Raw genomic sequence first — 23,188 nt, 5'->3', positions numbered from 1 at the left:
GGTGATGGTCTATAGTGCGGCTGTGAGATTCACAAGAATGCGGGAGAAGTCATGATGTTGGATGTGGTTGTTGCAGGCGGCGGATATGTCGGACTTGGCGTTGCTGTTGCCATCAAACAGGGCGCGCCACATCTGAATGTCGAGGTCATCGAGGCGGCTCCTGAAGATGTCTGGAAAAAGGACATGCGGGCGTCCGCCATCATCGCGGCGGCATCGCGGATGCTGGATGTTTTCGGCGTGTGGGATGAATTGTTGCCGGAAGCGCAGGCGATCAACAAGATGATCGTGACGGATTCCAAGACTTCCGATCCTGTCCGCCCGGTTTTCCTGACTTTCGATGGCGATGTGGCAGACGGCCAGCCTTTCGCGCATATGGTACCCAATGTCGCCATGGTGGGCGCGTTGCGCGGGCTGTGCGAACGGCTGGGCGTGACCATTCGCCATGGCTTGAGTGTTTCCGGCTTTGAGGGCGGGCCACGCAGCAATCTCATAACGCTATCTGATAGTTCCACGCTTGAAACCCGGCTGCTGGTTGCCTGCGATGGCGTCCGCTCGGCGCTTCGCGATATGGCTGGCATCAAGACGGTGCATTGGGCCTATGATCAGTCCGGCATCGTCACGACCGTTGAACACGAACGCCCGCATAATGGATGCGCCGAAGAGCACTTCCTGCCGTCCGGCCCTTTCGCCATTCTGCCGCTCAAGGGCAATCGCTCGTCGCTGGTCTGGACGGAACGCACTGCTGACGCCGACCAATTGGTGGCAGCCGATGATCTGGTGTTCGAGGAAGAGCTGGAGCGCCGTTTTGGCCATAAGCTCGGCACGATCAGGCCGGTTGGTCCACGGCGGGCATTTCCGCTGGGTCTGACGCTTGCCCGCGCCTTCGTGGCACCGCGCCTGGCACTTGCGGGTGATGCGGCGCACGGTATTCATCCGATTTCGGGTCAGGGACTCAATCTCGGTTTCAAGGATGTCGCAGCGCTTGCCGAAACCATTGTCGAGGCGGATCGTCTCGGCCTCGATATCGGCTCGCTGAATGTGCTGGAGCGTTACCAGTCCTGGAGGCGGTTCGATACGGTGCGCATGGGCATTACCACCGATGTGCTGAACCGGCTGTTTTCCAATGATGTCGGTCCCATTCGTGTGGCGCGCGACTTTGGTTTGGGAATCGTTCACCGGATTCCGGGACTCAAGTCTTATTTCATTGGTCAGGCCGCAGGCACAAATGACAAGGGTGGGCCGCGATTGCTGGCCGGTCAGCCGCTTTAGTGTCACCACGTCGATTCAGGATTTGGTAGGTCGTGGCGTCGTCGCAGGCCAGATGTTGCCGTGAACAAAAGCTAAATCCGCAACTTTAGCGATTCGTCGCTGATTCGTTCGCAAGATGTTCCAGCCACGGTCATCAGGGCAAAAACCCCGGCGAAAGCGCCTTTCGCGTGCTGGCACCTTGCCTTTGACCTCCACGATTGCCATGTGTGGTGGGAAGAGGCGGACGGAACGTTTCCGAATGGTTCTAAAACAACAGTTCAGTCGATCTTACGGATAGTACGTTGAATTCTCGCCCCATGATCTTGAGCGGCCGCGGTGTTACGGCCGTTCTTGGACCCACCAATACCGGCAAGACGCATTATGCCATCGAGCGCATGGTTGCCTATGGGAGCGGTGTCATTGGCTTGCCTTTGAGGCTGCTTGCCCGTGAAGTCTATACGCGGCTGGTGGAAAAAGTCGGCGCGCCCAATGTGGCGCTGATTACCGGCGAAGAGAAGATCACCCCGCCCAAGGCTCCCTATTCCGTCTGTACAGTTGAAGCCATGCCGCGTGAAACCACGGCGGCTTTCGTGGCCATCGATGAGGTGCAGCTGGCCGGAGATCTCGAGCGCGGCCATATCTTTACCGATCGCATCCTGCATCTTCGCGGGCGTGAACAGACGCTGCTGCTGGGTGCCGCCACCATGCGGCCCATTCTGGAAAAGTTGCTACCCGGCATCGTGATGGTGGAGCGGCCCCGGCTTTCGCAATTGTTCTATGCCGGACAGAAGAAAATCACCCGCCTGCCGCAACGTACAGCAATCGTCGCGTTTTCCGCCGACGAGGTCTATGCCATTGCCGAACTGGTGCGCCGCCAGCGGGGCGGGGCGGCTGTTGTGCTGGGCGCGCTTTCGCCGCGTACACGCAATGCGCAGGTCGGCCTCTATCAGAACGGCGATGTCGAATATCTTGTCGCGACGGATGCCATCGGCATGGGTCTCAATCTCGATGTCGACCATGTAGCCTTTGCGCAGGACCGCAAATTCGACGGCTATCAGTTCCGCAATCTGAATGCGGGTGAGATGGGGCAGATTGCCGGTCGCGCCGGTCGCCACCTTCGTGATGGCACATTTGGTGTGACGGGCCAGGTCGATCCATTCGATGACGAGTTGGTTCACCGCGTCGAATCACATCAGTTCGATTCGGTCAAAGTGCTGCAATGGCGCACGAAGAACTTCGATTATTCTTCTATCGGCAATTTGCGGGCAAGCCTCGATACGGCTCCGACCATTCAGGGATTGACACGTGCGCTGCCGGCAATCGACCAGCAGGCGCTGGAACATCTTGCGCGTTACCCTGAGATCGTCGACATAACCACCAATGCTGCGCGCGTGGAAAAACTGTGGGAGGCCTGTGCCTTACCGGATTTTCGCCGCATCGCGCCGGCACAGCATGCCGACTTGATTTCGACGCTTTATTTCGACCTCGTGAAACATGGTGCCGTTAACGAGGATTTCATGGCCGAACAGGTGCGTCGGGCAGACCGCACCGACGGTGAGATCGATACGCTCTCTGCAAGGATTGCGCAGATCAGAACATGGACGTATGTATCAAACCGCCCAGGATGGCTTGCCGATCCGACACACTGGCAAGAAAAGACTCGGGAAATCGAAGATCGATTGTCCGATGCTTTACATGAAAGGTTGACGAAACGCTTTGTTGATCGCAGGACATCTGTGCTCATGAGGCGCCTAAGAGAGAATGCGATGCTTGAAGCTGAAATCAGTGTGAATGGTGATGTCTTTGTTGAAGGACATCATGTCGGCCAATTGGCGGGTTTCCGGTTTACACCGGTGGCCGGAGCTGAAGGCCCAGATGCCAAGGCTGTGCAAGGCGCAGCGCAGAAGGCGCTTGCGTTGGAATATGAGGCGCGTGCTGCGCGCCTGCATGCCAGCGGCAACAGCGATCTCGCGCTGAGCTCTGATGGGCTGGTCCGCTGGTTGGGTGAGCCCGTTGCTCGTCTGACAGCTGGCGACAATATCATGAAGCCACGTGTCATCATGCTGGCCGACGAACAGTTGAGCGGCAATGCGCGTGATCACGCCATTGCCCGCATCGAGCGTTTCGTGAACCACCAGATCGCCACCGTGCTGAAGCCGTTGGACGATATCTCCCGTGCCGAAGACCTTCAGGGTCTGGCGAAGGGTCTGGCGTTCCAGCTCGTGGAAAATCTCGGCGTTCTGTTCCGTCGCGATGTGACCGAAGAGGTCAAGACGCTGGATCAGGATGCGCGCGCCTCCATGCGCCGCTACGGCATTCGCTTCGGTGCCTACCACGTTTTCCTGCCTGCGCTTCTAAAGCCTGCTCCAGCAGAGCTGGTAACGCTGCTGTGGGCGCTGAAGAACGATGGTCTGGGCAAGCCCGGTTACGGCGATCTCATTCCTGTTCTCGCCGCTGGCCGCACGTCCGTCGTCACCGATGCCAGCTATGACCGCATGTTCTACAAGCTTGCGGGCTTCCGCTTCCTTGGCAAGCGCGCCGTGCGTATCGACATTTTGGAACGCCTGGCCGACCTTATCCGTCCGCTGTTGCAGTGGAAGCCGGGTACGCAGCCACGTCCGGAAGGCGCCTACGACGGACGTCGTTTCACCACGACCACTGCCATGCTTTCCATTCTGGGTGCAACGCTCGATGATATGGAAGAAATTCTTAAAGGTCTTGGCTACCGCGCCGATCAGGTGAGCGCCGAAGACGCTGCGACCTTCCTTGGTCAGACGAACGATGCCGCAAAGACGGAAACATCAACCGACGCTGCACCATCTGAGGAGACCGCATCGCATGACGACGCTGATGCCGAGACGTTTTCGGAAGACGCGCCCGCTGTGGAAGCGCCTGCTGACGTGAAGGCGGAATACGCGCCTGTTGCGGCAACGGAAGAAGCGGACGCACCGACTGAAGCCACCGAGACGGCGCAGGAGCCGTCCGCTGACGCTGCCCCTGCCGAGGTCACCGAACCGAAGCCGGTTCTGCTGTGGCGTCCGGGCGGTCGTAACGACACCCAGCGCAGTGATAACCGTCGTCCCGGCAACCGTGGTCAGGGCGAACGCCGTGCAGAGGGTGGCGAAGACCGCAAGGCTGCGCCGCGTGATGGTGCACCTCGCGAGGGTGATCGCAAGCGTGATGGCGACCGTAAGCGTGACGGTGGTCGTCCAGACCGCAACAGCAACAACAATCGCAATGATCGTCCCGATCGTGGCGAGCGCAAGGACAGGCCTGATCGCAACGACCGGGGCGGCAAGCCGCAGGGTCAGCAGCGTTTCGAAGCCAAGCCTCCACGCAAGGAGAAGCCGATGGATCCGGATTCGCCTTTCGCCAAGCTCGCTGCTCTGAAGGACCAGCTAAAGAAGTAAGTTATGGGTGAGAAGCAGCAGCCACATGATGCAGGCCGTCAGCGCCTCGACAAGTGGCTGTTCTTCGCCCGTATGGTCAAATCCCGCTCCCTTGCCCAGAGCTACATTCTATCCGGCAATGTGAGGGTCAACGGCAACGCCGTTCGCCAGTCCAGTCACTTGGTGAAGCTGGGTGACAGGCTGGAACTTTCCTTCGAGCGTTCAAGCAAAATTCTGGTGGTTTTGGTATCCGGCGAGCGGCGCGGTCCTTACGAGGAAGCCAAGCTTCTCTACGACGACCAGACCCCGCCGCCAGCACCGGGAGACCGCATGACGCCGCTGGAGCAGGCGATGCGCGAGCCGGGCAGCGGACGCCCGACGAAGAAAGAACGCCGTGCGCTCGACCGGTTTATTTCAGACAGCGGCGAAGGCTTTGAATGATAGTGGCTTTACGGCGGGCCGCTGATTGAAGACATCTGAATGGATTGGAATAATCCACTCATATAGCGGGGTCTTTCAGAAACGTTTATCCTTGCTATCTCTCAGCAAAGGCATTACCTCACTTGCAAAAATGCCCTGTCTGAATTCCGGGCGACGGCTTGTGTTTCGATAGCCCAATGACCCGGCCTGCATATCTGGAGTCCATCATGACGTATGTCGTGACTGATAATTGCATTCGCTGTAAATATACCGACTGTGTCGAAGTATGCCCTGTCGACTGCTTCTATGAGGGCGAAAATTTTCTGGCGATCAATCCCGACGAATGCATCGATTGCGGTGTGTGCGAACCTGAGTGTCCCGCAGAGGCTATAAAGCCGGATACAGAGCCAGGCCTCGACAAGTGGCTGACGCTGAATGCCGAATATGCGGCGATCTGGCCCAATATCACGATCAAGCGCGACCCGATGCCGGAAGCCAAGGAAATGGACGGCGTCAACGGCAAGCTCGATCTGTATTTTTCGGCGGAGCCCGGCAAGGGCGACTGATCCGTCATTTTTGCAAAATTTAAAAAGCCTCCCGGTTTCCGCCATGGAGGCTTTTTTGTGTTTTGGCTCAGCTGCCACGCCCAGATTGCAGTGTGGTTGAGAGCAAAGTGAGCAATGCCACGCTTTCCTCCAGGCTTTGCCGCTGACGGCTTTGGAGGATGGCCGACTGTAACCGGTTCATCTCACGGGCAATCGCCGCTGGCTGCCATGTCCGCAGCGCTCTTTCGATAACGGGTTTGCGGCGAAAGTGGACGCCACGCCCCAGTGTCAGCATGACCTGACCGGCCTGCAGCTTCTTGTCGTCCATTTCGGCGCGCATCTGGTCGAGCAACTGGAACTGCCGCAGGCAGCCTTGCAGCACCAGAAAGATCGGCGTCTTGGAGGCAATGATTTTCTGGGTCGCGTGGAAAAAAGCGTTGCGGTCGCCCTTCAGGATCGCGTCTACGGCATCATCGGCGGACACGGCGCTGGCATCTCCGATAATCGCCAACACGTCATCTTCTTCGATCACATCACGGCCACGGCAGTAGAGCGCCAGCTTGCGCACCTCGTTGCGCGACGCGATGCGGTCTCCGCCCAGCGATTCGGTCAGGCGCTGGCGGGCGGCGGGGGCGATGCGAAGATGTTCGGTCGAAAGCTCGTGGTCGATCAACGCATTCAGCGCGCGGGCGTCGTCTGCATAACAGGGAATGGCGGCAATGGCGCGCGAGGGTTCGGCGATCTTGCGAAGGCCGGTGCCTTTCTTCAGGTCGCCCGCCTCGATGATCAGAAAACTCGATTCGGGTGGTGTTTCCGACAGAATTTGCAGCGCGTCCACCAGCGCCTTTTCGTTGGCGGCACCCTTGACCCAGACCAGCTTTTCGCCGCCGAACAGACCAATGGAGTTGACCTCATCCAGCAAACGGCCCGGATCGCCTTGCAGATCGGATGCCGTCAGTTTCAAGGATGCAAAGGCATCGTTGGGGTCTATGCCTGTCTTGGAGGCGATGAGAGAGGCCCGCTCGGAGACCGATCCACGATCGGGACCATAGAGAACGAACACACGAAAACGCTCCGCCGGTTTTTCGGCGAAGCGTTCGAATTCATGGGACTTGATTTCCGTCATCAGCCGGTTCTTAGCGGCCAAGCGTGGCGGCAATATCCGTGCTGATGATTTCCGCCAGTTCCCGCGCGGCACGGTTTTCACCATCTCGGATAGCGCGAATTTTGGCGAATTCCTGTTGTGGCAGGTCGAGCATGGCAGTGACGGTGCGGGTTGCTGCGCGCAAAACCTGACCGTCAGAAATACGGGTAATCACATATTTGCCGGTCATGCTGACACGGCCGGGATAAGGGCCGTCATAATTGTTCTTGCTGACAGAAAGGCTTGTATCGTCAGTGACTTCCGTCGAGGTCGCGCTGGATTTGACGGTCAGCTTAACCTCGTATTCCTTGGTTTTCGGAGCACCTGCGCCGCCGTAAGCAAGGAATACCAACTGGTTGCGCACTTCCTGGGTGACGCGATCAGTGGCTGCGGTGAAGTTTACGGTTTCGAACTTCTCACGCGTGCCGGATGCCTGGCTATACAGCGGGCGCACCTGGCAACCCGCAAGGGCTCCAGTCAAGAGAACGACAGAGATTGCGGCTGCTATGCGGCCCCATTTGGAATAGGCATCAGACAACAATGTTCACAATCCTTTGTGGTACCACAATGATTTTCTTGGGCTCGGCTCCGGCCAGCGCCGTTTTCACGGCATCCAGTTCCATCACCGCCGCTTTGACGGTATCTTGATCCGCATCGCGCACGATTGTCAATTCGCCACGCTTCTTGCCGTTGATTTGAACCGGCATGACGACGTCATTTTCCTCGATCAATGCAGGCACGAAGACGGGCCAGGGGCTCTGCGCAACGAGGCCGTCATTGCCCAGCGCCGTCCAGCATTCCTCGGCCAGATGCGGCGTCATCGGCGCAATCAAGCGAATGAGAATCTCTGCTGCGTCACGGGCCGCAGCCTTCACATCGTCTGGCTTGCCGCCATTTGCGATATCCGCAAACGGACCCGCCAGCGTATTGACGAGTTCATAGATGCGCGCAATCGCCTTGTTGAAGGCGAGCTTGTCGAGATCGTCCTGAACGGCCTTCAGCGTCTTGTGGGCTGCCTTGGAAACGACCAGCCCTTCGCCCTGCGTGGCCGGAGCAGGCTTGACCGACTTCAGCTCTTCCGCTGCCTCGCCGATGATGCGCCAGACGCGCTGGACGAAGCGGTGTGCGCCTTCGACACCGGCTTCCGACCAGATAACATCACGGTCCGGCGGACTGTCCGACAGAACGAAGAAGCGGGCGGTATCGGCACCGTAGGATGCGATGATATCGTCCGGGTCGACAACGTTCTTCTTCGACTTCGACATCTTCTCGATGGAGCCGATCTGAACTTCGTCACCGCCGGACAGCAGGAAGGCACGGCGGGTGCCGTCGACTTCCTCGATGCGGATATCGGCAGGCACGACCCATTGGCCGTTCTGACCTTCGCCAAGACGGTAGGTTTCGTGCACGACCATGCCCTGCGTGAACAGGCCCTTGAAGGGCTCTTTCACGTCCACGTGGCCGGTTGCCTTCATGGCGCGGGTAAAGAAGCGGGAGTAGAGCAGATGCAGGATCGCGTGTTCGATGCCGCCGATATACTGATCGACAGGCAACCAGTGGCTGGCGACCTTCGGGTCGGTCGGCTGGCTTTCCCAAGGTGCGGTGAAGCGGGTGAAGTACCAGCTCGAATCAACAAAGGTATCCATCGTGTCGGTTTCGCGGCGTGCCGCATGGCCGCATTGCGGGCATGACACATGACGCCATGTGGGGTGGCGATCCAGCGGATTACCCGGCACATCGAAGGTCACATCATCAGGCAACTTGACCGGCAGGTCTTTCTTCGGAACAGGTACGACACCGCAGACTTCGCAATGGATGACCGGGATCGGGCAACCCCAATAGCGCTGGCGGGAAATGCCCCAGTCGCGCAGACGGAAATTGACCTTGCGTTCTGCCTGCGGCTCGCTGCCCAGCGTCTGCGCCGACAGCTTCGACACGACGGCCTCGAAAGCATCTGTCGTCGTCATGCCATCAAGGAACTGCGAATTGATCATGACGCCGTCATCGACATAAGCGGTATCATCAACGCCGAAGGTTTCAGCGTTTTCGCCTTCCGGCATGACGACGGCTACGACCGGCAGATTATATTTGCGGGCGAAATCCAGATCGCGCTGATCGCCGGACGGGCAACCGAAGATCGCGCCGGTGCCGTAATCCATCAGCACAAAGTTGGCGATGTAGACTGGCAGTTCCCAGGACCGGTTGAGCGGATGGACAACCTTGACGCCTGTGTCCAGACCACGCTTCTCCGCCGTTTCCAGAGCGGCCAGCGAGGTGCCCTGACGACGGCATTCGTCGCAGAACTGTGCGATTTCGGCATTGGATTCGGACAGGGTCTTGGCCAATGGGTGATCGGCGGCGATGGCCAGGAACGATGCGCCGAACAGCGTGTCGGGACGGGTCGTGTAGACGGTAATGTCATCGAAGCCCGCAGGAGCCGTGGAGGCGACGGTCTGCCAGCGCAAAGACAGGCCTTCCGACTTGCCGATCCAGTTCTTCTGCATCAGGCGGACTTTTTCCGGCCACTGGTCGAGCTGGTCCAGCTCATCCAGCAAATCCTGGCTGAAATCGGTGATGCGGAAGAACCATTGCGTCAGTTCGCGCTGTTCGACCAGCGCACCAGAGCGCCAGCCGCGCCCGTCGATAACCTGCTCGTTGGCCAGTACGGTATGATCGACCGGGTCCCAATTGACCTTGGACTGCTTGCGGTAGACCAGACCTTTTTCCATGAAGTCGATGAACAGCGCCTGCTGCTGGCTGTAATATTCCACGTCGCAGGTGGCAAATTCACGGGTCCAGTCCAGAGACAGGCCCATGGACTTCAACTGGCCGCGCATGCTGGCGATGTTCTGATAGGTCCAATCCTTGGGATGGACGTTGTTCTGCATGGCCGCATTTTCCGCAGGCATGCCAAAGGCGTCCCAGCCCATGGGGTGCAGCACGTTGAAACCGCGCGCACGCTTGTAGCGGGCAACGACGTCACCCATCGCATAATTGCGGACATGGCCCATGTGGATGCGGCCGGATGGATATGGAAACATCTCGAGAACGTAATATTTCTCGCGGGCATCGCTGTTGTCGGTCACGAAGACATTGTCTTCGTTCCATTTTTGCTGCCAGCGCGGCTCGGCGTCGCGAGGATTATAACGTTCGATGGCCATACTTCTGTAATCCGGGTATCAAGGGGAAAATTCGCGCTGACCTTCACCACGAAACGGCGTATGCGTCAAGTTTAGCGGGGCCGCTGCGGGTGCAATCTTAGGCGACAGCGTTCAAATGGTGACAATGGTGCTTGGCATCAAGCCCAGCGGCGGCTACTGAACCCGTCTCCTCGAGTTTAAGTGAAGGTCTGATCATGGAAATCGAAGCGCGCCTTTTGGATGTCTCGCAGCGCATTGAAGCAGTTGCGGAAAAAGCAGGGCGGAAAGCCGGCAGCGTCAGTCTCGTTGCGGTGTCCAAGACATTCGAGGGTGATGCGATCCAGCCGGTGATCGATTGCGGGCAGCGCATATTCGGCGAAAACCGCGTGCAGGAAGCGCAGGGCAAGTGGCCCGCGCTGAAGGAAAAGACCGCTGGTATCGAGCTGCATCTGATCGGGCCGCTGCAATCCAACAAGGCGGCGGATGCGGTGGCGTTGTTCGATGTGATAGAAACCGTCGATCGCGAGAAAATTGCCAAAGCGCTTGCCGATGAAGCCAAGAAGCAGGGGCGGGCGCTGCGTTTCTATGTTCAGGTCAATACGGGGCTGGAGCCGCAAAAGGCGGGTATCGATCCGCGTGAAACGGTTGCCTTTGTTGCGATGTGCCGCGATGAGCTGGCGTTGAATGTGGAAGGGCTGATGTGCATTCCCCCCGCCGAGGAGTATCCGGGACCGCATTTTGCGCTTTTGGCGAAGCTCGCCAAGGAATGCGGACTGGAGAAACTCTCCATGGGCATGTCAGGCGATTTCGAAACGGCTATTGAATTCGGCGCGACAAGCGTGCGGGTGGGGTCGGCGATTTTCGGTACGCGCTGAGCACTTTTCTGGTTAGGGCCCGTGCGCCAACCAAGGATGCTTCGAGGCTTTGCCCTTCGGCCAAAGCACCTCAGCATGAGGGCGGAGTATGCCGCTTTGCGAAATATGATCCCCCACTCCTAGCAAGGTTCTAAAGCTGATGTAAAAGGCACGGCGGTAGCAACCCGCATCCATCATCCTGAGCTTGTCGAAGGAGAGGTGCCCCGCAGGGGCCTCGAAGGACGGGGGGTGGCGGGCCAAGACTTAACGTGTTGCGCCAACCAAAGGATGCTTCGAGGGCGCTGCGCGCCACCTCAGCATGAGGGTGGAGTATGCCGCTCCACGAAGTATAGCCCCCACTCCTAGCGAGGTTTTAAAGCTGATGTAAAAGGCACGGCGGTAGCAACCCTCATCCATCATCCTGAGTTTGTCGAAGGAGAGGTGCCCCGCAGGGGGCCTCGAAGGACGAGGGTTGCGGGCTTGGGACAGAGTGCGCGGCGGATGCTTAGAGGGTCGCTTCGCTCCCACCTCAGCATGAGGTGGAGTGTGTGGCTTCAGGTCACGAGCCACCGTCACTGCCGCTCTATGTCGCATTCAGACAGAGCTTACCAAACAGAAAAGCCACGGCATCTTTCCAGAGCCGTGGCTTTTTGCTGAGAGGTCGGTACCGAAGCCCCAAACCTTAATCGAACGGGATGGCTCTGTTCTTGCCCGTGACAGGCTTGCCATCCACGGATACTTCGATATCCGGCGAGCCTGCGGTACGCTTGACAGCGACTTCGCGAACCTTGCCTTCGAGGGTGATCTTGGCAGAGAAATTATCCCATGCCTCCGGCAAGGACGGCGCAATGTGCAGCGTGCCGTTGACGCGGGTAATGCCGAGAATGCCTTCGACGGCGGCGCGGTAGAGCCAGCCAGCAGAACCGGTGTACCAGCTCCAGCCACCACGGCCCGCATAGGCACCTTCACCGTAGACATCCGCCGTCACCACATAGGGTTCGACACGGTAGGTTTCCGAAGACGAACGGTCGAGCGCGTGGTTAACCGGGTTGAGCATCGAGAAGCATTTCCATGCATCCTCGTTGCGGCCCAGCTTCGCCAGTGCCAGAACAACCCAGGTAGCGGCGTGCGTGTACTGGCCGCCGTTTTCACGGACACCCGGTGGATAGCCCTTGATGTAGCCGGGATCCTGCGGAGAGCGTTTGAAGGGCGGCGTGAAGAGACGGATGATTCCCGTTTCCTCATCGACAAGTTCCTTCATTACGGCATCCATGGCTTGGCCCGAACGCTGCTCTTCGCCTTCGCCTGACAGAACACTCCAGCTCTGGCCGAGCGAATCGATGCGGCATTCCTCGCTGGTTATGGAGCCGAGCGGGGTACCGTCATCGAAGTAACCGCGACGGTAATAGTCACCATCCCAGCCTGCCGTTTCCAGCGCCGCCCGTAGTTTATCGCGATGCGTCTTCCACTTTTCTACGCGGTCCAGATCGCGGCGCTCTTCGGCAATTTCGATGAAATCGCGAAGGGTGCCAGACAGGAACCAACCGAGCCAGACGCTGGTGCCTTTGCCAGCAACGCCTACTCGGTTCATGCCGTCGTTCCAGTCGCCGCCGAGTATGAGCGGCAAGCCGTTTTCTCCGGTGCGATGAATGGCCAGATCGAGCGCCAGCGCGGCGTGTTCATAGAGGTTGACGGCGTTGTCCGTCGTCTCTGGCTGGAAGAAGGCGTCGTGCTGGCCGGGCGTCAAGGCCGGGCCTTTGAGGAAGGGAATGCTTTCCTCGAGGATAGCCTTGTCGCCAGTGGCGACAATGTACTGATGCGTAGCGTAGGCGAGCCAGACGACGTCATCGGAGATGGTCGTGCGGACACCGGCACCCGTCAGTGGCAGCCACCAGTGTTGGACGTCACCTTCTGGGAACTGTCGACCGGCAGCGCGCAGGATCTGCTCACGGGCGAGGTCCGGTTGATAGAGCAGGAAGGCCAACGTATCCTGCAATTGATCACGGAAGCCGAAGGCACCGCTGGACTGGTAAAAGGCCGTGCGGGCCATGATGCGGCAGGCCAGAGCCTGGTAAGGCAACCAGCTGTTGACCATGTGGTTGAAGCTGGCATCCGGCGTGGACACCTGTAGCTGGCCGGTGAAGCCGCTCCAGAATTGCTTGTTGGCATCCAGCACAGCATCGAAATCGGACCGGCGAATATCCTTCACCAGAGCGCGTGCTTCTTCGGCGGTATCGGCATCACCGACATAGAACAACAGATGCCGCTCTTCGCCAGGCTTCAGGTGGATTTCCTGCATGACGGCGGCACAAGGCGCGCCGTCCAGTTCCACGCTGCCGGACAGGGCAACACCCGACAATACAGCCTGTGGAGCATGGATCGAGCCGTAGCGGCCGATAAACTCGCGCTTGCTGGTTGTGAAGCTGCTGGCCGGACCTTCCAGAGCAAGGAAGGCGGTGCGGGCATTATAGTCGATGCTGTAGGGGTTGGACGCAAACAGCGCGCCGCTTTCCTCATCATGAGAGCTGAGAATGAACGGTGCAGACTTCTGGGTGTTGTTGCCCAGAACCCATTCGACGTAACCATAGGTCTTCAGACGGCGGTTTTGTGTGCCGACGTTGCGAACCGTGAGGCGCGCAAGCTTGACCGGCTTTTCACGATCGACAGTCTGGGTGACCTCGATATCGAGACCGTCTTCGACGCTTCTGAATACGGAATAGCCGAGGCCATGACGGGTTTCGAAAACCGCTTCCGGGTTGCGAGACAGTGCGGCGAACGGCGAGTGGATCTTGCCGCTATCGACGTCTGCTACATAGATCGCTTCGCCCGGACGGTTGACGACGGGGTCGTTGCTCCATGGGGTCAGCTGATAGTCACGCGAATTGCGGCTCCAGGTGAAAGCAGCGCCTTCGGCGGAAACATGGAAGCCGAAATTCTCGTTGGAGATGACGTTGATCCAAGGATGCGGCGTCGACTGGCCGCCGTGCAGGCGCACGACATATTCGTCGCCAGCCTTGCTGAAGCCGCCAAAGCCGTTCCAGAAATCCAGATCATGGGCATCTTCAACCGGCTCCGCATGCGGGAACATCGGCGCGGGTAGGCGGGCCTGCGCTGTGTCGCTACCTTCCGGCCCACGATGGGCGGCAAACAGGGACACGGCGCGGTTGACCTGATCCACGATCTTGCCGTTGCGGACGTGAAGAACGACACGCGACGCTGCCAGCAGCGCCGACCATGTTTCCTCATCGATCAAATCACGACGGACAGAAAACACATGCTGTCTGCCGCCATCTGCCGGGTTGATGCGACGCTGGGCCTCAGAGATGAAGTCAAGCGCGTGCTGCATATCCTGAGCGTAGGAGGCAGCCCGTTCATTGACGATGACGAGATCGAAGATCACGCCGCGGGCGCGCAGATATTCATGCGCACTTAGGGCTTCCTTTGCGATATCCATGTCCATGTCGTCATTGATACGCAGGCTGAAAATCGGGAAATCCCCGGAAATTGCCAGCGGCCATAGCGAGCGCTGGGAGCCGAGACCGGTCTTCAACGTATCGGCATCGGCACGCAGATGCATGTCGGGATAGACGAGGTAACGGGCAAGATGCTGGAACGCGGCTGCCTGCTGCGAGGTGACGCCCACATGGCGCATCTGCACCTGTGTGCGGGTCCAGGCGTGCACCAGCTCATGCGCAAAGGCATCCGGGTGGCGGTAGCGATCGATCGCCTTGTCCACGTCTTCGCGGTTGGGTGCGGCAATCGTCCAGAAGATGACGCTGACCTTCTTGCCTGCCGGTACGCGCACGACGCGGCGCAGGGACAGGATGGGGTCGAGCGTAAAGCCATCCGTGTTGGAGAGCGTGGCAGCGGCGTCGAAAGCCGCAGCTTCGCCCAGCGAGCGTCCGCGACCGATGAACTTGGCACGATCCGTTTCATACTCGGTGGGACGGGTCGGGCCGGCATTATCGGCGGCAAGGTGCGCGATGACTGTGCCGGGTTCGCTCGGGCTGCGCTTGTTGCGCCATGCGCGGATCACGTCGCCACGCTTGCCGATCTCTGTCTGTACGAACATGCGCGAGAAGAGAGGGTGGGCGTTGTCGTCATCCTCATTGGCGATGACGGGCTCCATGTAGGAGGTCACTTCAATGTAGCGGTCCTCAGAGCCGACATTGAGGAGCGTCACGCGACGACCTTCGGCATCATGCTCTGTCGCAACGATGCATTCGACAACGCTTTGCAGATCGCCCACGGTCTTGTGGAATTCGACCTTGTCGTCCGAGAAGACGGTCTTGGTCTTTTCGCCTTCGGCAACCCGTGGCTCGGCCGTAGCACTCCACCATTGTCCCGATGTCGTATCGCGCAGGAACAGGAATGTGCCCCAGCGATCTTCGGTTGGATCGGCCTTCCAGCGCGAGATTGCCTGACCATTCCACTTGGAATAACCGGCACCCGTGGCTGTCAGCATGGTCGAATAGTGACCGTTGGACAGGAACACGACTTCGCGGTCGCGCACGGCAGGATCGTTGATGGTGCGAACTTCTGCGCGCAGGAGATCTGCCTGTTCCTTGCCGGGTGTTTCCGGCTCGTATTTGGCACTCATGACCGGCACTTCGCGCGGTGCCTTTTCCTGAAGCAGCAGTTCGGCTGCTTCGATGACCGGATCGGCGTGGAAGAGTTCACGCAACACGCCGTCCATGACGACGTTGGCGACAGCCGCAATCGACATGCCATGGTGGTGGGCATAATAGTTGTAAACGATGGCGCAGACCTTGCCATCCGGCACGCGGGTCGGCGTGAAGTCGACCGCATCGTGGAAGCCGTATTGGCCAAGAGCACCCAGCTTACGCAGCTTGTCGAGGTTCTCCAGAGCCGCGTCCGGATCGTATTGCGACGCAAGGATCGAAGCATAAGGCGCGATGACCGCGTTCTGGCCAAGGCCGCGCTTCAGACCCAAAGTGGGTACGCCGAAGTTGGTGTACTGGTAGTTCATGTTGTGATCGCGCGCGTTGAATGCCGCTTCGGAAATACCCCATGGTGTGCCGAGGCGACGGCCATGGCTGATCTGTTCCTTGACGATCAGATTGTTGGTCTGGTTCAGGATGCCGCCGTGACGCTCCTGCATGACCAGCGGAGGCATCAGATATTCGAACATCGAGCCGGACCAGGAGACCAGTGCGCCCTGTGCGCCGATCGGCACGACCTGACGGCCGAGGCGATACCAGTGTTCCGTCGGCAGATCGCCCTTGGCAATCGCAAACAGGCTGGTCAGGCGGCATTCCGACGCCAGAAGGTCGTAGCAGGCCTCGTCCAGTTCCTGGCTATCCACGCGGTAGCCGATGGACAGCAGGCGACGATCTTTGCGGTACAGGAACGCGAAGTCCATCGAGAAGGCGAGGTTGCGGCTGCGATCGCGAAGCGAGTTCAGACGATCACGCAATGGATCGATGGTGGAGAGATCGAAGGCGCTATCGGAAATATGCGCTTCGCAGCAATCGACCAGCGACTGTGCCCAACGGGTAACTTCCGCACTCTGTTCGGATTTGACCTCGAGATTGAGGTTGGATGCGAGCTTCTGAATATCCCGCGCCAGAACGGCGAGGTTGATGACGCGGATCGAGGCGAATTCGTGCTCGCGCTTGACCGAAGCAAGGGCGTTGGAGAAGCCGATGATGCGTTCTTCCAGACGACGGTGCAGAGGACGCAGGTTCTTGCGATCGTCCGGCAGTTCTTTCAGGGTTTCGCGCAGAATACCGGCAACATCGCCTATGCCATCGAGGTTACCCTGAAGATGGGCCGACGGCGCTTCCGCCCATTGGCGACAGGCAGACGAGATGGCGATCAGGTGACCGGCAAGGTTGCCGCTATCAACAGCGGAAACATAGCGGGGACCCAGCGTCTGAAGGGTATCGGTATGATACCAGTTGTAGAGATGGCCGCGGTACTTCTCCATCTTCTCGACCGTCTCGATGGTTTTTTCCATCCGCTCGACGGTCTCTGAGAAGCTGATCCAGCCGAACTGGCGTGCCGAAATGACCGACAGAAGATAGACGCCGATATTGGTCGGCGAGGTACGGCTGGCAACGACGGGCTCCGGCGTTTCCTGATAGTTGTCTGGCGGTAGATAGTTTTCTTTCGCGTTCACGAAAGCTTCGTAGTAGCGCCAGGTGCGGCGCGCGATCTTGCGCAGCTCGCTGGACACATGTTCGGAAACGAACAGGCGATCTTCGGTTTCTGCGGACTGGCTGACGAACCATGCAACGGCAGGGGACAGAATCCACAGCAGCGCGAAGGGAAGGCCGACCAGGAAGGCGTTGTCGCCGGGAAGAGAGGCGAGCGCGAGGCCCAGCAATGCAGCAACCGGGGCATGCCACATCTGACGGTAATAGTCGAAAATGCTGCCTTGTGCGCTGGACTGGATGCTGGCGGCGGTGCGCCATTCGAGCATCAGCTTACCGCTAACGAACAGGCGGTAGAGCGAACGGCCGATGGCATCGGCCATCATGCAGGCGCTATCGGCGATGAAGACGATACGCAGGGCGACCTGGGCATTCGTTGCGCGGATTTCAGCCCACAGCGTATGGAAATGCGCTTGTGGTACGATATCGGTGGAGCGCGGCACGATGCCTGATAGCAGGGAAATGGTGGGTGCCACAAACAGTGAGAAGATCAGCAGGATCTGCCAGATCAACGCGCCGAGCGGGCCCATGAAATACCAGCCCAAAACCGAGGCAGCAAACCAGGCAATCGGCGTCAGCGAGCGGCGCAGGTTGTCGACCATCTTCCAGCGGCCGATGGCGGTCACGCCGCGTTTGGCATCCATGATGTAAGGCAGGAGCTGCCAGTCGCCACGCGCCCAGCGGTGCTGACGCGAGACTTCGACTTCGTAACGGGTCGGGAAGTCTTCCACCAGTTCCACGTCGGTGACCAATGCGCAGCGCGCAAACGAGCCTTCGAGAAGGTCATGGGACAGAACGGCGTTTTCATCGATACGGCCTTTGAGGGCGGTTTCAAAGGCGTCGACATCATAAAGGCCCTTACCGGTGAAAGTGCCTTCGGAGGTCAGGTCCTGATAAACGTCGGACACGGTAAAGACGTAGGGGTCGATACCGCGATTGATGGAGAAGACGCGCTGGAAGACCGAGGCGTCCTTACCCGTTGTCAGCGATGGCGTTACGCGTGGCTGAAGCAGGCCATAACCATGGATGACGCGGCCCGTGACGGGATCGTGAACCGGGCGGTTCATCGGGTGGTGCATCTTGCCGACGAGCTTGGTGACGGCATCGCGCATCAGGCGGGTGTCGGCATCCAGCGTCATAACATATTTGACGTTTGCAGGCACCATATTGGCACCGTTGAGGAAGGTCGTATCCTTGTCGCCGCGCAGCAGCATGTTCAATTCATGCAGCTTGCCGCGTTTGCGTTCCCAGCCCATCCAGCTTCCTTCAGCCGGGTTGAAGAGGCGACGGCGGTGCAGCAGGTAGAACCGCGTCTTGCCATCGAAGGCGTAGCGGGCGCTGAGTTCTGCGACTTCACGCTTTGCATATTCGAGGATTTCGATGTCTTCCGCGGATTGCTCGAAGGCGGCGTCGCGCCAGTCGCTGATCAACGCGAAATAAATCTCGCCATGTGGGTTGGCGAGATAATGCACTTCGATGTTGCGCACCATTTCGTCGACGCTGTCGCGGCTGGTCAACATGCAGGGCACGGCCAGGAGCGTGCAGGCGTCCTGCGGAATGCCTTCCTTGAACTCGTAACCGACCAGTCGGAACGGCTTGACGAAGAACGTCACGAGCGTGTTGAAGAGACCCGTTGCGCCTTCCGATGCGGGCAGGGCAAACATCAGCAGGAATGCGGTGACGACGTACCACGGCATGCCGGCTTCGGCCAGGAACCAGCCGACGACTGCCATGGCCAGCGCGGTGAACGCCATGACCGGGACTGCGATAGAAAGCCAGTTGAACTTGCGCATGAAGCGCACGACGCGCTGCGAAAAGAGCGGCGAGTAGCCGATCCGATCTTCCAGTTCCTGGCGACGTTCACCTATCAGGAAGCTGCCGACATTCGGCGCATGCGGATGGATTTCGCTGGAATTGGCGGTTTCGGTCACCATATCGACGGCAACTTGTGCCACTTCGATTTCCGTCTTGGGCGAACGGCGCGCCAGAAGTTCGATCGTGTTGCGGTAGGTGTTGCGTGATCCGAAATCGAGCGTGTCATAATCTGTCTGCTCGCGCAGAACCTTGTCGATATGGCTGACTTCCTCAAACCAGACCGACCATTCGGTGTCATCGATTTCGCGCAGGCTCTTGACGATGTTACCCATCGTCACATTGCCGGAGGCAAGGCGGTTATGTTCCGCCATCATGATGTTTTCGGCGTCGGTTCCCGACTTGTGAAGGCGCTCTTCCAGCCAGTTCAGCGCAAAACCGGAGGTCTGCGAGCCGTTTCTGAGGCGATAGAGGAACTGGGTGGAGAAGGTTGGGTCGGCGACCAGATCGTCGATCTGCTTGAGGAGACCGGCGGACGCCTCGGCATCGTTGAGGCGGATGATTTCGTCCACCACCTCGTTTGCGCGCTGACGCATGCGGCGGGAGCGTTCGACGCGGATGGAAATACGGCGCAGATTTTCGATGAGAACGAAACGCAGGATCGACGGTAGAGCCCAGAGCTCGCCGATCTGCAACGTCTTCGACGTCTGATAGCCCTCGACCAGGGCGGTCATGCTTTCGCGGGAGATCGTGCTGTGGGTGTGCGCAACGTAAATCCACGCCAGTGCCATGACGCGTGGGATTTCGATGTTGCCGATCTTCACCGTCGGCAACTGACGATAGAATTTGCGCGGGAAGTCGCGACGCACTTCTTGGATGGCTTCTTCGATCACATAGTGATTGTCGAGCAGCCATTCGGCGGCAGGCGTGATGTTCTGACCGTTTTCGGCATCCACCGCTGTCGTGCGGTAAACGCGCAGAATTTCTTTTTCGTTCTCACGATGTCTCGCGAAGAAATCGAACTCCATAAAACCCGGCAGGCCATCGGCTCCGGATTTGGAGAGTTCGGCTCCACAATCCCTCAATTCCTCGATGGTGAAGTAAACGGAGCGGATCGAATCATTGTGATCGATCTGCTTTGTTTCTGAATCACGGGCGGCGGCGGTCGGCGTAATATGAAATGACATCGGCTCGTATTCTGCACTCTGCTAAGGGTCTGGTCTCGTGTAACCGGAACTTGTTTCAGATTGCGTTAGGAAATTGAAACAACTGTGGCAGCTTTATTTCGTGCTGATCCTGAACCTTTGCTGAACCATCGCAAACCAGCGAACGATGGCTCCCCCTGAAATCCTGTTGTGCGCGGCCATACAATGTGGGGCAAATGGCTTCGCGCCTCAAGACTTTCGACTATTGGACGGGAAAAGGCAGGTAGATCGCGGTCTCGCGCCATGCGGTTCATGAAACATCCTGTACGCTCCCCCAAAGCGAAAACACGTCATGCTGCACCTGTCCCCCATTTTCTCATCGAACCCGTTGGTGACATAGGCCTTCCATGAAGGCGCAGTGTCACCCGATTGAGGGAATGATTAAAGGCGCTTTCAGTTCCATGCCACCTGTTTTGCCCGCGCGCAAGCGCTGAATGGAAGGTGATGAATGCTGGCACCTGTGTCTCACGCCTACTCTTATCAAAGCCCGGTTATGCTGCTAAACGAAAGCCACGTGAAAACGCTTAACAGACGCAAACATGCCGGACTTTAAAAATGACGATTGAGCCTAAAAACCCCGCTGCATTTGCCAATCATATGCCGGATGTCGTGGCGATCAGGCATCATCTTCATCGCAACCCGGAAATTGGACTTTCAGAGTTCAAGACATCGGATTTCGTTGCAGCTCAACTGGACGCGATGGGTTACGAGGTCACGCGTGGTCTGGCTGGCACAGGTGTGGTTGCGACTTTGCGCAATGGCAACAGCAATCGATCCATCGGCATCCGTGCCGATATCGATGCCTTGCCCATTCACGAGGAAACCGGGGCGGAATATGCCAGCAAAAACCCGGGCGTCATGCATGCTTGCGGCCATGACGGGCATACTGCAATGTTGCTGGGAGCGGCCAAGATCATCGCCGAACGTCGCAATTTCGACGGAACGGTTCATCTGATTTTCCAGCCTGCCGAGGAAAACTTCGGCGGCGCGCGCATCATGATCGAGGACGGCCTGTTCGAGCGCTTTCCGTGTGATGCCGTGTTTGCGCTTCACAACGAACCCAACCTTCCCTTTGGCCATTTCGTGCTGCGCGATGGGCCGATCATGGCGGCGGTGGATGAGTGCAAGATCACCATCAACGGTCATGGCGGGCATGGTGCTGAGCCGCAAACCACGCTCGACCCAATCGTCGCAGGTGCCAGCATCATCATGGCATTGCAGACCATCGTGTCACGCAACATACACCCGCTGACGCCGACTGTTGTGACGGTGGGTGCGTTTCATGCGGGCGTGGCAAGCAATGTTATTCCTGAGACGGCGGAAATGCTGCTGACGATCCGTTCGTTCGATGCGGACGCCAGAGACGAGCTGGAAAAGCGTATTCGCCTGATCGCGGAGGGACAGGCGGCGAGCTATGGGATGAACGTGACGCTGGATTACCAGCGCGGTTATAACCCGACCGTCAATCACAAGGCGGAAACGGACTACATTGTGGGTCTGGCGACGCGCTTTGCGGGGGCGGACAAAGTTATCGAAATGCCGCGACCGACAATGGGTGCTGAAGATTTTGCCTATATGCTGGAGGCGCGCCCAGGGGCCTATTTCTTCCTTGGCACCCAGCGCACGGAAAACGACCCGTCGCTGCATCACCCGAAATTCGATTTCAACGATGAAATTTTGCCCATCGGTACGGCTTTCTGGGTGGAACTTGCGGAAGATTATTTGAAGCTGGGATAATTCTTCAATGAAAAAAGGCCGATCAGTGATCGGCCTTTTTGTCCATGAATCTCGTTTGCGTCAGGGCACCAAACCGAAGATCACCGCTCCGACGAAAGCAAAGCACAAAGCAACCATTGCCGTGTGAAACGTTGCCTGCCAGCTTTTTGGCGTCGCGGCCTGTGGTGCAAAATCTCTGATTTTTCCGGCTTTGGAATAAGACATCGAACCCTCCCTTGTTGACCCTTCACCGTTTGACCGGCTTTTTGACTGTAAGTTCTAGAGTATCGCCATTTTCCAGTAATTCTGTAGAGAGGATTTTCCATAAGTTGCCACAATCGGAGAAAATACTGATCGCCACTTGCCTCCCAACAGGCACCGATCTTCCGATTTGTTAACGTTCAACGCGCAACGACCCGTCCGGTTCAACACAAAATTAACGGATAGGACCTTTCCGGGTGATACGGTGATTGTACCGACGGGTCGAAGAGCGCGTTCCGCCGCGCCTAATCGGCGAAGCGGGATAGAGCCGATGCCATGACGTCAGGGTCGACATTACCGCCCGACGCGACCGCGATGACGGTTTCAGTTTGTAACTCTGCGCCGTGAAACAAGGCCGCCGCCAGAGCCACTGCACCGCCGGGCTCGACCACCACCTTCAATCGCAAAAATGCCAGCACCATGGCGCGCAGCGCCTCATCTTCGGTCACCGCGATACCGATGCCGCAATGGCGGGCCATGATCGGAAAGGTGATATTGCCGGGCTGCGGCGTAATGATCGCATCGCAGACCGAACCGGACAGTGCATCATTGCGCTCGATCTTGCCCGATGCCAAAGAGCGGGCGACGTCATCGAACTTTTCAGGCTCACACGTGCGCACGGTGTAATTCGGTGCTTTGGCTTCCAGCGCCAGCGCGATGCCCGATGTCAGGCCGCCACCGCCGCAGGGAACCAGAACCTCGGCCTTGCCAATGCCCAGTTCCTGACCCTGCTCTGCAATTTCGAGGCCGACCGTGCCCTGACCGGCAATGACCAGGGGTTCATCGAACGGCTTAATCAGCGTCAGGCCACGCTCCTGCGAGAGCCGTGCGCCGATGGCATCACGGTCGTCTTTCGAGCGGTCGAACAGGACGACCTCGGCCCCGTATGCTCTGGTGTTGTCGATTTTTATCTTCGGCGCATCCAGCGGCATGATGATGACGGCGGGAACGCCGTGCAATGCTGCGGCCAGCGCCACGCCTTGCGCGTGGTTACCGGAGGAAAAGGCGATGACGCCGCGCTGGCGCACATCCGGTGCGATGCCTGACACGGCAGACCAGCCACCGCGAAACTTGAAAGAACCGGTGCGTTGCAGGCATTCCGCTTTCACCAAAATCTTGCGTCCGGCGATGTCGTCCAGAAAGGGGGAGGACAGCAATGGCGTGCGGACCGCCTCGGAACCAATGCGCTGGCGTGCCGCCTCGATCATCGAAATATCTGTCATGCTGTCCCTGTCTCGCCTCGTGATTTGCGCTCACACCATAGGCAGAAATTGCCGA

Annotated in this window: 12 protein-coding genes; 6 read left to right on the top strand and 6 right to left on the bottom strand. The window is 58.5% G+C overall.

Going from position 1 to position 23,188, the window contains the following annotated elements:
• Positions 1 to 27: 27 nt before the first annotated feature.
• The 4 genes from DSM25558_RS06775 to fdxA all read left to right on the top strand — a co-directional run bounded on the left by DSM25558_RS06775 (position 28) and on the right by fdxA (position 5,623).
• Positions 28 to 1,269, top strand: a complete 1,242-nt coding sequence (locus DSM25558_RS06775; protein ID WP_256387056.1) for a ubiquinone biosynthesis hydroxylase — start codon at positions 28 to 30, stop codon at positions 1,267 to 1,269.
• 296 nt (positions 1,270 to 1,565) lie between these two features.
• Entirely contained in the window at positions 1,566 to 4,658 is a 3,093-nt protein-coding gene (locus tag DSM25558_RS06770; protein ID WP_077103096.1) for a helicase-related protein, read from the top strand.
• A gap of 3 nt (positions 4,659 to 4,661) precedes the next feature.
• Positions 4,662 to 5,078, top strand: a complete 417-nt coding sequence (locus tag DSM25558_RS06765) for an RNA-binding S4 domain-containing protein (RefSeq protein ID WP_077103094.1) — start codon at positions 4,662 to 4,664, stop codon at positions 5,076 to 5,078.
• 206 nt (positions 5,079 to 5,284) lie between these two features.
• Positions 5,285 to 5,623, top strand: coding sequence for a ferredoxin FdxA (gene fdxA / locus DSM25558_RS06760; protein ID WP_077103158.1), 339 nt, complete (start codon positions 5,285 to 5,287; stop codon positions 5,621 to 5,623).
• A gap of 67 nt (positions 5,624 to 5,690) precedes the next feature.
• Here fdxA and holA read toward each other — a convergent pair whose 3' ends face one another.
• The 3 genes from holA to leuS are packed head-to-tail and all read right to left on the bottom strand — an operon-like array spanning position 5,691 to position 9,907.
• Positions 5,691 to 6,728: a DNA polymerase III subunit delta gene (holA, locus tag DSM25558_RS06755; RefSeq protein ID WP_077103156.1), complete on the bottom strand. Its 1,038-nt coding sequence runs from the start codon at positions 6,726 to 6,728 to the stop codon at positions 5,691 to 5,693.
• 10 nt (positions 6,729 to 6,738) lie between these two features.
• Positions 6,739 to 7,284: a hypothetical protein gene (locus tag DSM25558_RS06750; protein ID WP_083716340.1), complete on the bottom strand. Its 546-nt coding sequence runs from the start codon at positions 7,282 to 7,284 to the stop codon at positions 6,739 to 6,741.
• Positions 7,277 to 9,907: a leucine--tRNA ligase gene (gene leuS, locus DSM25558_RS06745; protein ID WP_077103090.1), complete on the bottom strand. Its 2,631-nt coding sequence runs from the start codon at positions 9,905 to 9,907 to the stop codon at positions 7,277 to 7,279. Before leuS ends, DSM25558_RS06750 begins: the two co-directional genes overlap by 8 nt.
• 194 nt (positions 9,908 to 10,101) lie before the next feature.
• On the opposite strand from leuS, the gene DSM25558_RS06740 reads away from it, so the two are divergent.
• A complete protein-coding gene (locus DSM25558_RS06740; protein ID WP_077103088.1) occupies positions 10,102 to 10,761 on the top strand; it encodes a YggS family pyridoxal phosphate-dependent enzyme in 660 nt (219 codons plus the stop codon).
• 661 nt (positions 10,762 to 11,422) lie between these two features.
• On the opposite strand, the gene DSM25558_RS06735 is transcribed toward DSM25558_RS06740, so the two are convergent.
• On the bottom strand, positions 11,423 to 19,915 hold the full coding sequence (locus tag DSM25558_RS06735) for a glycoside hydrolase family 94 protein (protein WP_077103086.1): 8,493 nt from the start codon (positions 19,913 to 19,915) through the stop codon (positions 11,423 to 11,425).
• A gap of 573 nt (positions 19,916 to 20,488) precedes the next feature.
• Here DSM25558_RS06735 and DSM25558_RS06730 point away from each other — a divergent pair.
• Entirely contained in the window at positions 20,489 to 21,670 is a 1,182-nt protein-coding gene (locus DSM25558_RS06730) for a M20 aminoacylase family protein (RefSeq protein ID WP_077103084.1), read from the top strand.
• Between the two features lie 60 nt (positions 21,671 to 21,730).
• On the opposite strand, the gene DSM25558_RS28960 is transcribed toward DSM25558_RS06730, so the two are convergent.
• Together DSM25558_RS28960 and DSM25558_RS06725 are read right to left on the bottom strand one after the other, a co-directional pair.
• On the bottom strand, positions 21,731 to 21,874 hold the full coding sequence (locus tag DSM25558_RS28960) for a hypothetical protein (protein ID WP_200800730.1): 144 nt from the start codon (positions 21,872 to 21,874) through the stop codon (positions 21,731 to 21,733).
• A gap of 281 nt (positions 21,875 to 22,155) precedes the next feature.
• Positions 22,156 to 23,133: a threonine ammonia-lyase gene (locus DSM25558_RS06725; RefSeq protein WP_077103082.1), complete on the bottom strand. Its 978-nt coding sequence runs from the start codon at positions 23,131 to 23,133 to the stop codon at positions 22,156 to 22,158.
• Between the last annotated feature and the right edge of the window lie 55 nt (positions 23,134 to 23,188).

The sequence above is a fragment of the Agrobacterium sp. DSM 25558 genome (assembly GCF_900100825.1).
Taxonomy (GTDB): Bacteria; Pseudomonadota; Alphaproteobacteria; order Rhizobiales; family Rhizobiaceae; genus Agrobacterium.
Note: the sequence above shows the minus strand (reverse complement) of the source record. Positions and strands in the feature narration are given on the sequence as shown.